Raw genomic sequence first — 14113 nt, forward strand, 5'->3', positions numbered from 1 at the left:
CACAAGGGCCGTTCGGGGAGCGCGGCGCGGCTCGGGCTGATGTCCGTGCCGGTCGCGTTCTTCGCCGTCTTCTTCGCCTGGCCGGTCGCGGCGATCGTCACGCGCGGGCTGAGGGTCGACGGCGTGTGGCGGTTCGGGCGGATCGCCGACGTCGTCGGCCAGTCCGACATCCGGCACGTGCTCTGGTTCACCACCTGGCAGGCGCTCGCCTCCACCGCGCTCACCCTGCTGGCCGCGCTGCCCGCCGCCTACGTCTTCGCCCGCCTCGACTTCCCGGGCAAGCAGGTGCTGCGGGCCGTGGTGACGGTCCCCTTCGTGCTGCCGACGGTGGTGGTGGGGACCGCCTTCCTCGCACTGGTCGGGCGGGGCGGCCTGCTGGACGAGCTGTGGGGCGTACGGCTCGACACCACCGTCTGGGCCATCCTGCTGGCGCACGTCTTCTTCAACTACGCGGTCGTCGTACGGACCGTGGGCGGGCTGTGGGCCCAGCTGGACCCGCGGCAGGAGGAGGCCGCCCGGATGCTCGGCGTCTCCCCCCTGGCCGCCTGGCGGAAGGTCACCCTGCCCGCACTCGCCCCCGCGGTGGCCGCCGCCGCGCTGATGGTCTTCCTGTTCACCTTCACCTCCTTCGGCGTGGTGCAGATCCTCGGCGGGCCGACGTTCTCCACCCTCGAAGTGGAGATCTACCGGCAGACCTCCGAGATCTTCGACCTCTCCACGGCCGCCGTCCTCACCCTCGTGCAGTTCGCCGCGGTCGGCGCGATCCTCGCCGTGCACGCGTGGACGGTACGGCGGCGGGAGAGCGCGCTCAGGCTGGTGGACCCGGCGGTGACGGCACGCCGGCCGCGCGGGGCCGGGCAGTGGGCGCTGCTCGGCGGGGTGCTCGCCACCGTCGCCGTGCTCCTCGTGCTGCCGCTGGCCGTGCTGGTCCGGCGGTCGCTGGACGGCGGGTTCGGGTACTACCGGGCGCTGGGCGACGCCGACGGCGGGACCTTCCTGGTCGCGCCGATCGAGTCGGTCGTCAACTCGCTGCAGTACGCGGTCGCCGCCACCGCCGTCGCCGTGGTGATCGGCGGGCTCGCGGCCGCCGCGCTGGCCCGGCGGGACGCGGGGCGCCTGGTACGAGGGTTCGACGCCCTGCTGATGCTGCCGCTCGGGGTGTCCGCGGTGACCGTCGGCTTCGGGTTCCTGATCGCGCTCGACAAGCCGCCGCTGGACCTGCGCCAGTCCTGGATCCTCGTCCCGCTCGCGCAGGCGCTGGTCGGCGTGCCCTTCGTCGTGCGGACCATGCTGCCCGTGCTGCGGGCCGTGGACGAGCGGCTGCGGGAGGCGGCGGCCGTGCTGGGGGCCTCGCCCTGGCGGGTGTGGCGGGAGGTCGATCTGCCCCTGGTGCGGCGGGCGCTGCTGATCGCGGCGGGCTTCGCGTTCGCGGTGTCGCTGGGGGAGTTCGGGGCGACGGTGTTCATCGCGCGGCCGGACAACCCGACCCTGCCGGTCGCCGTGGCCCGGCTGCTGTCCCGCCCCGGTGATCTCAACTACGGCCAGGCAATGGCCCTTTCCACGATTCTGATGGTGGTGTGCGCGGTGGCCCTGCTGGTCCTTGAGCGGCTGCGCACCGACCGGACGGGGGAGTTCTGATGCCGCTTCTCGAACTGGACGAGGCCACCGTGCGGTTCGGCGGGCGGGCCGTGCTCGACGCCGTCGGCCTGGAGGTGGCCGAGCACGAGGTGGTGTGCGTGCTCGGGCCGAGCGGGAGCGGCAAGTCGACGCTGCTGCGGGCGGTGGCGGGGCTGCAACCGCTCGGCTCTGGGCGGGTGTTGCTCGACGGTCACGACCAGGCGCGGGTGCCGGCCCACCGGCGGGGCGTCGGCCTGATGTTCCAGGACCACCAGCTGTTCCCGCAGCGGGACGTCGGCGGGAACGTGGCCTTCGGGCTCCGGATGCGGGGCGTTGGGAGAGCGGAACAGGCCGAACGGGTCGGTGAGTTGCTGGAGCTGGTGGGGCTTCCGGGAGCGGCCGGGCGGGCCGTCGCCGGGCTCTCCGGCGGCGAGCAGCAGCGGGTTGCGCTCGCGCGGGCGCTGGCGCCGCAGCCTCGGCTGCTGATGCTCGACGAACCGCTGGGGCAGCTCGACCGCTCGCTGCGGGAGCGGCTGGTGGTCGAACTCCGGGAGCTGTTCGGGCGGTTGGGCACCACCGTGCTGGCGGTGACGCACGACCAGGGGGAGGCGTTCGCGCTGGCCGACCGGGTGGTGGTGATGCGGGACGGGCGGATCGCCCAGTCCGGCACGCCCCTCGACGTCTGGCAGCGGCCCGCGGACGAGTTCGTGGCCCGCTTCCTCGGCTTCGGCAACGTGGTCCCGGCGACCGTCGAGGGAACCGTCGCGGTGACGCCGTGGGGGAAGGTCCCGGTGCCCGAGGGTTCGGCGCAGGGCCCGCGGACGCTGCTGGTGCGGCCGGCGGGGGTGCGGCTCGTCGCCGCCGACGCGGGGCTGCCCTGCACGGTGACCGCCCGCACCTTCCAGGGCACCCACGTCACCGTCCACCTCCAGCCCGGGGACGGGCCGCGCCTGGAGGCGGCCTGTGCGCTGCGGGAGGCGCCGGAGGCCGGGGACGCGGTGGGCGTCGCGTTCGAGGCGGCGGAGACCGTCGTACTGCACTGACCTCGTGCGCGGGTACGGCCGAGGCCCGCCCCCGGGGATACGGGACGGGCCTCGACGGTGTACGGGTGTGGTGAGCGGCGCGTCAGCTGCCGCTGTGCGCCCCACGACGGCGCATGCCGAACCAGACGGCTCCACCGCCGACCACCACGAGCGCGGCGGCGATACCGGCGATCAGGCCGGTGTTGGAGTTGGCACCGGTCTCGGCGAGGTTCGACTCACCGACGGCCGGGGACGGGGCGTTGTCCGACGTGGTCGCCGGGGCCGTGCTGCTGCTCTCGGTGGCCGACGGGGTCGGGGAGTCCGACTCGGCCGGAGTGGTCTCGGACGCCGAGGGCGACGGGGTGGCCGAGTCCGACGGGGAGGGGCTGGCGCTCTCGTCCGACTTGCACGCGGTCGACGGGGTCGTCAGGTTGGGCGTGATGTCCGTGTCGATGTGGATGTTGCCACTGTCGACCTTGACGCGGACGCGGTACGTCGCGTTGGGCGCCCAGTCCTCGGAGAAGGTGACCTTCTTGCCGGCCTTGGAGCCCTTGACGGTCTGCGCGTCGCCGACCTGCTTCGCGTCGGCACCGTTGCTCTCGAGGAAGACGGTGATGGTGGCCGGGGTACCCGAGGCGTCCTGGTCGGTGACCGTGATGACGCCGTTGGAGCCGTCGCAGGTGGCTTCGGCGGAGAACTCGGAGATGTTGCACGCGAAGGCGCTGCTGGAGACGCCCAGGGCCAGCGCGGCCGACGCGGAGGCAACACCCAGGATGCGCACGGAACGACGTGCACTGCGGCGGGATATGGACACGTTTGTCCTTACTGAGTGCATAACTGAGGGGGGCTGAAGGGGAGTTGATGCGGCAATGCGGTGAGGCATCAGAATCCCCAAGAGTCCCTCAGGTCTATAAGTGTGCCGTAAGTAGTGTCAACGCATATGCGGTCCACGGATGTTGACTTTACCTTCTCTTTAATTGGTGAGACGTTTCAGCGCTTGTGAAGCTTGCTCGATCCGGTCAACGAGGGCGATACGGGACGCCATCGCGCGCTCCCCCGCGAGCGAGGTCAGCAGCTGCCAGGCCGGCAGCTTCTCGCTCCAGTGCGCCTCGTTCACGAGCACCATCGGGGTCGGCTCACCGCGTGACTCGTAGTAGTTGGGCGTCGCGTTGTCGAAGATCTCCTGTACGGTCCCGGCGGCACCCGGCAGGAAGACCACGCCGGCGTTGGAGCGGGCCAGCAGGCCGTCCTCGCGGGTGGCGTTGGCGAAGTACTTGGCGATGTGCGCGGCGAAGGCGTTCGGCGGCTCGTGGCCGTAGAACCAGGTGGGGATGCCGACCGACGGGCCGCCGTCGGGCCAGCGCTCGCGGACCTCGAAGGCGGCGCGCGCCCAGTCGGTGACGGACGGCCGGAACAACGGCGCCTTGGCGAGGAGTTCCAGTGCCTCGTCGAGCATCCCGTCGTCGAAGGGCGCCGCGTACGCGCCGAGGTTCGCCGCCTCCATCGCGCCGGGGCCGCCGCCGGTCGCCACCGTGAACCCCGTCCGCGCGAGCTCCCGGCCGAGCCGGGCGGCACCGGCGTACTCGGCCGTGCCGCGCGCCATCGCGTGCCCGCCCATCACGCCCACCACCCGGGCGCCGACGAGGAGTTCGTCCAGCGCGTCGGAGACCGCGTCGTCGTGGATCGAGCGCAGCATCGAGCCGAATATGTCGCCGTCCGCCCTCGTCTGCTGGAACCAGGCGTACGAACGGGCGTCCGGAGTCGCCTCGTAGCCCGCGTCGAGCGAGTCGAACAGCTCGCCGGGCGTGTAGACGAAGGCGCGGTAGGGATCGAAGGGGAGGTCCGGGACCGGCGGGAACACCAGCGCGCCGGACGCGCCGGCCCGGGCGGCGGCCTCGGGGGACATCGGGCAGCCGAGGAAGACGGCGCCGGTGGTGTCGGTGGTCAGCAGGACGTCCGTACGGTCCGTCAGATCGACGGCCTGGATCCGGTACTGCGCGAGCGTTCCGTGCGCGGCGACGACCTCGTCGAACTCGGCGAGGGACTCGATCTCACGGTCGCGGGCGGCCCGGTGCGACGGCGTGGAGCCTGGCTGGGCGGGGTGCGGCTGGGCGGGTGTCGGATGCACCCGCCCACTGTAGGTGTCAGCCCTGGACCGCCGCCGGGTCCATCCACACGACCTCCCAGCTGTGGCCGTCGAGGTCCTCGAAGGAACGGCCGTACATGAAGCCCTGGTCCTGGACGTCGTCGTTGGCCGTGCCGCCGGCCGCGACCGCCTTGCCCACGAGCTCGTCGACCTTCTCGCGGCTCTCCGCGCTCAGGCAGATCAGCACCTCGCTGGTCTTCGTCGAGTCGGCGATCTCCTTCTTCGTGAAGTCGGCGTAGCGCTGCTTGCTCAGCAGCATCGCGATGATCGTGTCGCTGATCACGACGCAGGAGCAGTCGTCGTTGCTGAACTGCGGGTTGATCGAGTAGCCGAGCTCCGTGAAGAACTTCCGGGACGCGGCGACGTCGTCGGTGGCCAGGTTCACGAAGATCATCTGCTGGTACATGGGGTCTCTCCCTCGGGTGTCGTGCCGTTCGGGGGGATAGACCGGGGTGCGCCGCGAAAGTCATCGCGCCGGGCGCGGATTTTTTCGAACGGCCGCTCGTACGGCCGTTCAGTCCGCCGTTCAGTCGGGCTTTCAGCGGGCGAGCGGGAGTGCGGCGAGGTCCGCGATCAGGAGGGTGAGGGGGCCGAAGAAGGCCAGCAGGGCGCCGGTGCGCAGGGCCGCGGCGCTGCGCAGCACGGTCGCCGGGGCGCCCAGGCGGAGCAGGGCCGCGGTGATGTCGGCGCGGGACTGGCGGGCCTCGACGGCGGCGGTGAGGAGGGTGGCGACCGTGCAGCCGGCCACCACGAGGCCGCCGAGCGCGGTGAGGGGGCCGAAGGCGGGGGCGCTGCCGTCGCCGCCGTGGAGGGCGGTGGTCGCGAAGGCGGCCGACGCCACCGCGCAGACGACGCCGAGGGGGCGGCCGACGCGGGTGGCCTCCGCCATCAGGACGCGGCCGGCGAGGAGGCGGCGGGCGCCGGGGCGGACGGCCTGGAGGAGGCGGCCGCAGAGGTGGGTGAGGCCGGGGGCGGCGAGGATCAGGCCGAGGGCGGTGAGGGCCCAGCCGGCGAGGACACCTGCGGGGCCGCCGGACAGGCCGCCGGGGAGGGTGGTGTGCGGGGCGGTCTCGGTGACGCCGGCGTAGGACTCCACGGCGAGGCCTGCGGCGAGCACGGCGATGCCCCAGGGGAGGCCGGGGGGTTGGGCGGTGGGGAGGTCGGGGACGGCGGGGAGGCCGGGGAGGGGGGCCGGGGTGTCATGGGTGGGGTCGGCTGGGGCTGAGGCGAGGGGGGTGTCGCTTACCGGCGCTCGCAGGGTGCCGTCCGCGCCCACCCGTGCCGCCCCAGCGGCACGACTGCCCGCGGATTCCGAAGACGGCGGGGCGTCGTGCGCGGGATGCGCGGGCGGTTGGGCGGCGTGCGAGAGGTGGAGCGGTGGCTGGGGGCCGTGCGAGAGGTCGAGCGGTGGCTGGGGGCCGTGCCCGGGCTGGAGCGGTGGCTGGGTGGCGTCTGTCGGGTGGGGTGGGGGGTTCGTGGGCTGGGGGCTGGGGGTGGGGCTGCGGAAGAAGCGGGCGCCGAAGCGGCCGTAGGTGCCGAAGGATTCGGGCTTTGCGGTGCGGTCGTAGGCGCCGAAGCGGCCGTAGACGCGGGTCCGGGTGCCGGGGTGGGGCAGGTCGCGGGGGCGGAGGGCCAGGGCGACCGTCGTGGAGGCGAGGACCGGGAGGACGGCCAGGAGGGTCAGGGCCGCCGGGACGGGCAGGGACCTGTCGGCCGCCAGGAAGTCCTTCGCCGCGCCGTCGAAGGGCATGCCCGTGAGGTCGCCGCGCAGGTGGAGGAAGACCAGGAGGGCCAGCACGGAGCCGAGGGTGCAGGCGAGGGCCGTGTTGAGGGCGGCGATCGCCATCAGGCGGGCCGGTCCCAGGCCGAAGGCGGAGAGACCGGAGCGCGGCCTGGCGCCGGGGTCGGTGCGGGCCACCGCGACCGCGAGGTACACCGTGCTGGCGGCCGGGACCGCGCACCAGGACAGGCGCAGGAGGGCCGCCGTCGAGTGGTTCGGGTGGGCCAGCGCGTAGCCGAGGGCGGAAAGGAGGAGGAAGCCCGTGCCCGCCGCCGCGGCGGCCACCAGGAGGCGGCGCACGTGGACGGCCGGCCGGGCGGCGCGGGTCAGACGGAGACTGAGCACTCGGCCCGGCCCTCCGTTTCGGGGACCGGCGGCAGATGGACGGTGTTCACCCGGCGCCCGTCCAGGAGGTCGACCTTGCGGTCGGCGAGGGCCGCCGTCTCCGCGTCGTGCGTGGCGAGGACGACCGTGATGCCGTGCGAGCGGGCGGCCGTGGTGAGGGTGCGCAGCACATGGGCGCGGTCGGCGCGGTGCAGCGGGGCCGTCGGCTCGTCGGCGAAGAGGACCGTGGGCGCGGGGGCGAGGGCGCGGGCGATGGAGACGCGCTGGCGTTCGGCCTGCTGGAGCTCGGCCGGGTGCTTGCGGGCCTTGTCGCCGACGTCGAGGCGCTCCAGCCACTCCAGCGCTGCCACCTTGGCCCGGCGGCGGCCGGTGCCGCGCAGCATCAGGGGCAGGGCGGTGTTCTCCCAGACGTTCAGTTCGGGGACGAGGGCCGGGGCCGGGTCGATCCAGCCGAAGCGGTCGCGGCGCAGCCGCTCGCGGGCGAACGGGCCCATCCGGTGCACGGCCTTGCTGTTGAACCAGACCTCGCCGTCCTGCGCCGGGACCAGACCGGCGAGGCACCTCAGGAGTGTCGTCTTGCCGCTGCCGCGCGGGCCGCTGACGGCGAGGATCTCGCCCTCCCGCACGGCCAGCGAGATGCCGGCGATGCCGGGTGAGCCGTCCTGGTGGCTGAAGTGCAGGGCGCGTGCCCACAGCACGTCGTTGTCCGGCGGGGCCTCCATGGGCGTACACCTCGGTTCTGATCCGTTTGCCGTGCCTTCCCACGTCCGGGGGAACGAAGGCTGGGCCGATCGGTCACGTGCACGCTAGGCAGGCGGGGCGGCGGAGCCCGGACAGCACACGGCCCCGGGCCGCCGTTCTCACTCGAACGGACGGCGCCGGGGCCGGATGGTCAGACCGCTGATCCGATGATCAGAGCTTGGTCCACGCCTCCGTGAGGGTGGCGCGCAGTATCTGCTCGATCTCGTCGAAGGTCTCCTGGTTGGAGATCAGCGGCGGGGCGAGCTGGACGACCGGGTCGCCGCGGTCGTCGGCACGGCAGTACAGGCCGTTCTCGAACAGGGCCTTGGAGAGGAAGCCGTACAGGACGCGCTCGGTCTCCTCGTCGTTGAAGGACTCCTTGGTGGCCTTGTCCTTGACGAGCTCGATGCCGTAGAAGAAGCCGTTGCCGCGGACGTCGCCGACGATCGGCAGGTCGTGCAGCTTCTGCAGGGTGGAGAGGAAGGCGCCCTCGTGGTCCAGGACGTGCTGGTTGAGGTTCTCGCGCTCGAACAGGTCGAGGTTGGCGAGGCCGACCGCCGCGGAGACCGGGTGGCCGCCGAAGGTGTAGCCGTGCAGGAAGGTGTTGTCGCCCTTGTAGAACGGCTCGGCGACGCGGTCGGAGACGATGCACGCGCCGATCGGGGAGTAGCCCGAGGTCATGCCCTTGGCGCAGGTGATCATGTCCGGGACGTAGCCGAACTTGTCGCAGGCGAACATCGTGCCCAGCCGGCCGAAGGCGCAGATGACCTCGTCGGAGACCAGGAGCACGTCGTACTGGTCGCAGATCTCGCGCACGCGCTGGAAGTAGCCGGGCGGGGGCGGGAAGCAGCCGCCCGCGTTCTGGACCGGCTCCAGGAAGACCGCGGCGACGGTGTCGGGGCCCTCGAAGAGGATCTGCTGCTCGATCTGGTCGGCGGCCCAGCGGCCGAAGGCCTCCGGGTCGTCGCCGTGGATCGGGGCGCGGTAGATGTTGGTGTTCGGGACCTTGTGGGCACCGGGGACGAGGGGCTCGAAGGGGGCCTTCAGCGCCGGCAGGCCGGTGATCGACAGGGCGCCCTGCGGGGTGCCGTGGTAGGCGACCGCGCGGGAGATGACCTTGTACTTGGTCGGCTTGCCCTGCAGCTTGAAGTACTGCTTGGCGAGCTTCCAGGCGGTCTCGACGGCCTCGCCGCCGCCGGTGGTGAAGAAGACCTTGTTCAGGTCGCCGGGGGCGTGGTCGGCCAGCCGCTCCGCAAGCTCGACGGCCTTCGGGTGGGCGTACGACCACACAGGGAAGAACGCCAGCTCCTGGGCCTGCTTGAAGGCGGTCTCGGCGAGTTCGGTGCGGCCGTGACCGGCCTGGACCACGAACAGACCGGCGAGACCGTCGAGGTAGCGCTTGCCCTTGTCGTCGTAGATGTAGGTGCCCTCGCCCCGGACGATGGTCGGGACGGGCGAGTTCTCGTACGAGGACATGCGGGTGAAGTGCATCCACAGGTGGTCGTACGCGGTGCGGCTGAGGTCCTTCTGGGTCACGGTTATCGGGTTCCCCACATGTAGGTCTGCTTCTTCAGCTTCAGGTAGACGAAGCTTTCGGTGGAGCGCACGCCGGGCAGGGCCCGGATGCGTTTGTTGATGACGTCCAGCAGGTGGTCGTCGTCCTCGCAGACGATCTCCGCGAGGATGTCGAACGAGCCCGCGGTCATCACCACGTACTCGACTTCCGACATGGCCGTCAGCGCGTCCGCGATCGACTCGACGTCGCCCTCGACGTTGATGCCGACCATCGCCTGCCGGCGGAAGCCCACGGTGAGCGGGTCCGTGACGGCGACGATCTGCATGACGCCCTGGTCCAGCAGCTTCTGGACGCGCTGACGCACGGCCGCCTCCGACAGGCCGACGGCCTTGCCGATCGCGGCGTACGGCCGGCGGCCGTCCTCCTGGAGCTGCTGGATGATGGCGAGGGAAACGGCGTCCAACTGCGGGGTGCCGTTCCTGGACTCGCGCGACGAGTCCCTCTGGTCTGCGCTTCGACTGGCCACGACCTCACTGTGCACGACGTCTCGACGGTTCCGCAAGGCCGTATCGATGAAATTCGTTGTTTGAGGTGTCGTGGATTGCGGATTTCGCAGACGTGGCGGCTGTGGGGGTGTTGAAAACGTGGGATCTCGGATTACTGTGGGTGTCTCAGTGAATGGACACCCGAACTTGGAGGGCCGGCAGTGAGCACCGAGCTGCGTCGTCTGCGCAATTACATCGACGGTGAGTTCCGGGACGCCGCCGACGGACGGACCACCGAGGTGGTCAACCCGGCGACCGGCGAGGCGTACGCCACCGCCCCGCTGTCCGGCGAGGCCGACGTCGACGCGGCGATGGCGGCCGCGGCCGCGGCCTTCCCGGGCTGGCGCGACACCACGCCCGCCGAGCGGCAGAAGGCGCTGCTGAAGATCGCGGACGCGTTCGAGGAGCGGGCCGAGGAACTCATCGCGGCGGAGGTGGAGAACACCGGCAAGCCGACCGGGCTCACCCGCTCCGAGGAGATCCCGCCGATGGTCGACCAGATCCGGTTCTTCGCCGGCGCGGCCCGGATGCTGGAGGGCCGGTCGGCCGGCGAGTACATGGAGGGGATGACCTCCATCGTCCGCCGCGAGCCGGTCGGCGTCTGCGCGCAGGTCGCGCCGTGGAACTACCCGATGATGATGGCCGTGTGGAAGTTCGCCCCGGCGATCGCCGCGGGCAACACCGTCGTCCTGAAGCCGTCGGACACCACCCCGGCGTCGACCGTCCTGATGGCCGAGATCATCGGCGGGATCCTCCCCAAGGGCGTCTTCAACGTCGTCACGGGTGACCGTGACACCGGCCGTGCGATGGTCGAGCACCCGGTCCCGGCGATGGCCTCCATCACCGGCTCCGTGCGGGCCGGCATGCAGGTCGCCGAGTCCGCCTCCAAGGACCTCAAGCGGGTCCACCTGGAGCTGGGCGGCAAGGCCCCCGTCGTCGTCTTCGAGGACACCGACATCGCCAAGGCCGTCGAGGACATCTCGGTGGCGGGCTTCTTCAACGCCGGCCAGGACTGTACGGCGGCGACCCGGGTGCTCGTCCAGGAGTCCATCCACGACGAGTTCGTCGCGGCGCTCGCGAAGGCCGCCGCCGAGACCAAGACGGGCCAGCCGGACGACGAGGACGTGCTGTTCGGACCGCTGAACAACCCGAACCAGCTCAAGCAGGTCGCCGGCTTCATCGAGCGGCTCCCGGCGCACGCGAAGGTCGAGGCCGGCGGTCAGCGGGTCGGCGACAAGGGCTACTTCTTCGCGCCGACCGTCGTCTCCGGCCTCAAGCAGGACGACGAGATCATCCAGAACGAGGTCTTCGGGCCGGTCATCACCGTCCAGTCCTTCACGGACGAGGAGCAGGCCGTGGGCTGGGCCAACGGCGTCGAGTACGCGCTCGCGTCCTCGGTGTGGACCAAGGACCACGGGCGCGCGATGCGGATGTCCAAGAAGCTGGACTTCGGCTGCGTGTGGATCAACACGCACATCCCGCTGGTCGCGGAGATGCCGCACGGCGGCTTCAAGAAGTCCGGGTACGGCAAGGACCTGTCCGGGTACGGGTTCGAGGACTACACGCGGATCAAGCACGTGATGACGTCGCTGGACGCGTAAGCCGTAGGCCGTAGGCCGCAGGTTGTGGGTCGGGTGCGGGTGCGTGGGGGCTGGTCGCGCAGTTCCCCGCGCCCCTTTCGGGGCGCCGTCCGGGGCATCGACAAGGTGTCGGGTCCGCGTCAGGTGGCTCGACGCAGCGTCGATTGCCCGGTGAGACGCGGGCGCGACATGCTTCGGGCGTGCCCCAGACCTCTTCCCAGACGCCCGCGCTCTCCCGTCGCTCCCTGCTGCGCGCGCTCGGCGGCACCGCCGCGCTCGGCGCGCTGGCGGGCTGCGGGGTGCCCGCCGCCTACGTCAAGGCCGGCGACCGCGCCGTGACCGACGTGTCCGCCGCGGACCACAAGCTGGTCTTCGCCAACTGGCCGCTGTACATCGACGTCGACGACGACAACCCGAACAAGCGGCCCACCCTCGACGCCTTCGAGAAGAGCACCGGGATCTCCGTCGACTACATCGAGGAGATCAACGACAACGACGAGTTCTTCGGCAAGATCAGCCCCGCGCTGATGAACCACCAGTCCACCGGCCGCGACCTGATCGTCATCAGCGACTGGATGTGCGCCCGGTTCGTCCGCCTGGGCTGGGTCCAGACGATGGACCGCGCCCACCAGCCGAACGTGGCGAAGTACCTGGACCCGTTGCTCCGCTCGCCCGCGTTCGACCCGGGCCGCCTCTCCACCGTGCCCTGGCAGTCGGGCATCACCGGCATCGCGTACAACCGCAGGAAGCTGGGCCGCGAGATCCGGCACGTCAAGGACCTGTGGGCGAGCGACCTCAAGGGCCGGGTGACCCTGCTCTCCGGCCTCGACGAGGCCTTCGCGCTGCTCATGCAGGGCAACGGCGTGGACATCACCAAGTGGACGGCCGACGACTTCTACGCCGTCTGCGACGAGGTGCAGCGGGAGGTGGACCGCGGCCAGATCCGCCGCTTCACCGGCAACGACTACACCAAGGACCTGGTCAGCGGGGACGTCCTGGCCTGCCAGGCGTACTCCGGCGACGTCATCCAGCTCCAGGCGGACAACCCCGACATCAGCTTCGTCGTCCCCGAGGAGGGGGCGGAGCTCTGGTCCGACTCCCTGATGATCCCGGACCGCGCCGACCACAAGGCCAACGCGGAGCGTCTCGTCGACTACTACTACCAGCCCGAGGTCGCCGCCGAGCTGGCCGCCTGGGTCAACTACGTCTGCCCGGTCCCGGCGGCCCAGCAGGTCCTCGCCGACTCCAAGGACAAGGACACCGCGGCCCTCGCCGACAACCCCCTGATCTTCCCCAACGCGGCGATGCGCAAGCGCCTCGCGATCGCCCGGGACATCACGTCGACGGAACGGGTGGAGTTCGCCCAGCGGTGGAACAAGATCGTGGGGTTGTAGGGGGGGACGGTGTGGCCCATCACGTCGACGCACGCGGCTCGGGCGGCGTCTGATCGCTCCCGCGGGTACGGCCCCCCAGGTTCATGCCGCTGCCGGGGGTGATCGGGGGTGGCTGCCAGGCCAGGCTCATCCGCGCCGGCCGGTGCCCCGACGTGGGGCCATGCCTGGTGGCGGGTCATCCGGGCCAGTAGGCCGCTGACCTCGTCGGTGAGCTGTTGCCGCACGGCCGACCAGTCGGCCGGCCACCTGTCCGGCACCGGCCTCGGGGCGGTGGGCGGGCTGTGATCTCGGCCTGCCGGCACGTCGGCGTGGTCCTGGCCGTCGTACTCCCGGAGAGGCGTCTCGCCGGCGGCGGCCCGGACCGGCCTGCGCCACCCGGCGCCGAGCCCGGGGACCGGAGGGCCCGGGGACCGGAGGGCAACGGCGCGGACGACCGGTTGACGGCACCGAGGGAATACTCTGGGAGGATGACGACCGGCATGGTGTCGGGGCCCGTGCGTTTCAGCACGGCCGGGCTGCCCGAGGCCCAGCGTGTCGCGCTGTGGGAGGACCACAACGCGACCGCGTTGATCGGCCTGCGCTGCCGGTCGCTCGACGACGAGGTCCTGGAGGCGACGGAGATCAACCTGCAGCTGCCCAGGGTGCATGTGGCCCGGGTGACGGGGAATCCCCACGTCGTCGAACGTACCCGTGCGGTCGTCCGGCAGCTGCCGTCCGAGGCCATCGCCTGCTACCTGACGCTGGTCGGGGAGGCGTTCTTCTATCACGACGGCGGAGTACAGGTGGTCCGGCCGGGCCAGTTGATCGTGTGCGACGCGGACCGGCCCTTCATGCGCGGCTTCTCCCAGGGCCTCGAGGAACTGGCCGTCAAGGTGCCGCGGCAGGTGTGGCGGGAGATCACCGGGCCGGAGCCGGTGGCCCGCCCCCGGATGTTCGACTTCGGCACCGGCGACCTGCAGGCCAGGACGCTGGCGCGGCTGGCCGGCCGCGCCGTGCATCCCGAGACGTCCCGGCCGGTCGACGAGGACACCCTGCTCGATCTGCTCGCCGGCGTGGTGACCGGCCGTCCGGCCGCGCTCTCCGCCGTCCATCTGGCGATGGCCAAGGCCTATGCCGAGGACCACCTGAGCGACAGCGGGCTGAACGCCGTCCGGATCGCCAAGGGCATCGGGATCAGCGAGCGGCACCTGTCGCGGGTGTTCGCCGCCGGCGGTACGACCGTCCCGCAGTACCTGCTGGCACGCCGGCTCGAGGGGGCGCGGGCACTGCTGGCCGGGGGCGGGAACCCGACCGTCGCCGAGGTGGCCGCGCGCTGCGGCTTCGGTTCGGCGGCCCGGTTCTCGCACCGGTTCAAGGAGCGGTACGGGGTGCGGGCCACCGATGTGCTGCGGGAGGCCCGGGCGGCCGACGCCGACGGCTGACGGCCG

Annotated in this window: 12 protein-coding genes; 5 read left to right on the forward strand and 7 right to left on the reverse strand. The window is 71.8% G+C overall.

From position 1 onward, the window contains the following. The first annotated feature begins 39 nt into the window (after nt 1–39). Both ACFY0K_RS39080 and ACFY0K_RS39085 read left to right on the forward strand, forming a co-directional pair. Entirely contained in the window at nt 40–1638 is a 1599-nt protein-coding gene (locus ACFY0K_RS39080; protein ID WP_390643917.1) for an ABC transporter permease, read from the forward strand. Next, complete coding sequence (locus tag ACFY0K_RS39085) at nt 1638–2660, forward strand: ABC transporter ATP-binding protein (protein WP_390643841.1); 1023 nt, start codon at nt 1638–1640, stop codon at nt 2658–2660. The genes ACFY0K_RS39080 and ACFY0K_RS39085 overlap by 1 nt, the downstream gene beginning before the upstream one ends. Nucleotides 2661–2742: 82 nt before the next feature. Here ACFY0K_RS39085 and ACFY0K_RS39090 read toward each other — a convergent pair whose 3' ends face one another. From ACFY0K_RS39090 to ACFY0K_RS39120, 7 genes are all read right to left on the reverse strand, one after another. Then, nucleotides 2743–3474 (reverse strand): LAETG motif-containing sortase-dependent surface protein, encoded by a 732-nt coding sequence (locus tag ACFY0K_RS39090; RefSeq protein WP_390643842.1) that lies wholly within the window; start codon nt 3472–3474, stop codon nt 2743–2745. A 138-nt stretch (nt 3475–3612) separates the two neighbouring features. Beyond that, nucleotides 3613–4767, reverse strand: a complete 1155-nt coding sequence (locus ACFY0K_RS39095; protein ID WP_390643843.1) for an LOG family protein — start codon at nt 4765–4767, stop codon at nt 3613–3615. Between the two features lie 16 nt (nt 4768–4783). Then, the gene (locus ACFY0K_RS39100; protein ID WP_352364636.1) at nt 4784–5191 is read right to left on the reverse strand and encodes a VOC family protein; all 408 of its coding nucleotides are present in this window, start codon (nt 5189–5191) and stop codon (nt 4784–4786) included. Nucleotides 5192–5323: 132 nt separating this feature from the next. Next, a complete protein-coding gene (locus ACFY0K_RS39105; protein ID WP_390643844.1) occupies nt 5324–6910 on the reverse strand; it encodes a hypothetical protein in 1587 nt (528 codons plus the stop codon). Next, nucleotides 6892–7632, reverse strand: a complete 741-nt coding sequence (locus tag ACFY0K_RS39110; protein ID WP_351959649.1) for an ATP-binding cassette domain-containing protein — start codon at nt 7630–7632, stop codon at nt 6892–6894. The genes ACFY0K_RS39105 and ACFY0K_RS39110 overlap by 19 nt, the downstream gene beginning before the upstream one ends. A 190-nt stretch (nt 7633–7822) precedes the next feature. After that, complete coding sequence (locus ACFY0K_RS39115; protein WP_390643845.1) at nt 7823–9205, reverse strand: aspartate aminotransferase family protein; 1383 nt, start codon at nt 9203–9205, stop codon at nt 7823–7825. Further along, nucleotides 9190–9708 carry an Lrp/AsnC family transcriptional regulator gene (locus tag ACFY0K_RS39120; protein WP_093498818.1) on the reverse strand — a complete coding sequence of 173 codons (519 nt, stop codon included), beginning with the start codon at nt 9706–9708 and terminating at the stop codon, nt 9190–9192. The genes ACFY0K_RS39115 and ACFY0K_RS39120 overlap by 16 nt, the downstream gene beginning before the upstream one ends. A gap of 165 nt (nt 9709–9873) precedes the next feature. Between ACFY0K_RS39120 and ACFY0K_RS39125 the strand changes: the two genes are divergently transcribed. The 3 genes from ACFY0K_RS39125 to ACFY0K_RS39135 all read left to right on the forward strand — a co-directional run bounded on the left by ACFY0K_RS39125 (nt 9874) and on the right by ACFY0K_RS39135 (nt 14107). After that, nucleotides 9874–11313: a gamma-aminobutyraldehyde dehydrogenase gene (locus tag ACFY0K_RS39125; protein WP_390643846.1), complete on the forward strand. Its 1440-nt coding sequence runs from the start codon at nt 9874–9876 to the stop codon at nt 11311–11313. 179 nt (nt 11314–11492) lie between these two features. After that, nucleotides 11493–12686, forward strand: a complete 1194-nt coding sequence (locus ACFY0K_RS39130) for a PotD/PotF family extracellular solute-binding protein (protein ID WP_390643847.1) — start codon at nt 11493–11495, stop codon at nt 12684–12686. Nucleotides 12687–13153: 467 nt separating this feature from the next. Continuing rightward, nucleotides 13154–14107: an AraC family transcriptional regulator gene (locus ACFY0K_RS39135; RefSeq protein ID WP_390643848.1), complete on the forward strand. Its 954-nt coding sequence runs from the start codon at nt 13154–13156 to the stop codon at nt 14105–14107. Nucleotides 14108–14113: the final 6 nt, after the last annotated feature.

The organism is Streptomyces sp. NPDC001507, from assembly GCF_042894765.1.
Classification (GTDB): domain Bacteria; phylum Actinomycetota; class Actinomycetes; order Streptomycetales; family Streptomycetaceae; genus Streptomyces.

Excerpts from the sequence above, each read along its gene's own strand:
- ACFY0K_RS39080 (WP_390643917.1), top strand. The coding sequence starts at position 40 with ATGTCCGTGCCGGTCGCGTTCTTCGCCGTCTTCTTCGCCTGGCCGGTC.
- ACFY0K_RS39085 (WP_390643841.1), top strand. The coding sequence starts at position 1,638 with ATGCCGCTTCTCGAACTGGACGAGGCCACCGTGCGGTTCGGCGGGCGG.
- ACFY0K_RS39090 (WP_390643842.1), bottom strand. The coding sequence starts at position 3,474 with ATGCACTCAGTAAGGACAAACGTGTCCATATCCCGCCGCAGTGCACGT.
- ACFY0K_RS39100 (WP_352364636.1), bottom strand. The coding sequence starts at position 5,191 with ATGTACCAGCAGATGATCTTCGTGAACCTGGCCACCGACGACGTCGCC.
- ACFY0K_RS39110 (WP_351959649.1), bottom strand. The coding sequence starts at position 7,632 with ATGGAGGCCCCGCCGGACAACGACGTGCTGTGGGCACGCGCCCTGCAC.
- ACFY0K_RS39135 (WP_390643848.1), top strand. The coding sequence starts at position 13,154 with ATGACGACCGGCATGGTGTCGGGGCCCGTGCGTTTCAGCACGGCCGGG.